This window comes from Brachyspira catarrhinii (genome assembly GCF_005518285.1).
GTDB lineage: Bacteria > Spirochaetota > Brachyspiria > Brachyspirales > Brachyspiraceae > Brachyspira > Brachyspira catarrhinii.
This window is the reverse complement of sequence record NZ_SJDU01000745.1, coordinates 1-549: the sequence shown is the minus strand read 5'-3', so window position 1 is coordinate 549 and position 549 is coordinate 1. Positions and strand designations below refer to the sequence as shown.

At 32.2% G+C, this 549-nt stretch carries 1 pseudogene; it reads right to left on the bottom strand.

Going from position 1 to position 549, the window contains the following annotated elements:
* Positions 1 to 323 (bottom strand): annotated as a pseudogene (locus EZH24_RS13305) (Na+/H+ antiporter NhaC family protein); the annotation flags it as partial.
* Positions 324 to 549 lie beyond the last annotated feature (226 nt).

Genomic DNA, 549 nt, shown 5'->3' with positions numbered 1-549 from the left:
AATATTAAAACGCTTTTTTTAGTTTTTAGATATTTGCTCGCCCATAAACCGAAAGCTTTTGTGGCGCCCGTTTTTGAAAGCATACTAACGAAAGCTCCAAGCAAAGCGCAGAATAATAATATTCGCACATTCCAAGAATCGCCCGTCATAGCTGCGACTTTATCGGTAAATATCGTAATAGCCAAAAAAGGATTTCCATGCGCTATTATTAAAGTTCCCGATAATATCCCAAGCGTTAGAGATATTATTACTTCTTTCGTTACCAAAGCCAATATAATAGCCAAAAGCGGAGGAATAACTCCAAATAAACCGTAATGTTCCATAAATCAAACTCGTATAATTTTACTTTTTATAGTAATATTTTATATTAATCGTTCGTTTTGTCAAGGTAATTATTAAATAAAATATTGACATAAGTATAAATTATTGATACTATATTACATTATTAAAATATTTAAATAAAGAGGTAATTTAAGAATGTTTACAGCCACATTATACGCTCAAGGCGGACAAGCAGCGGGAGGAAGTCCGATAGTATCAATAGGAATG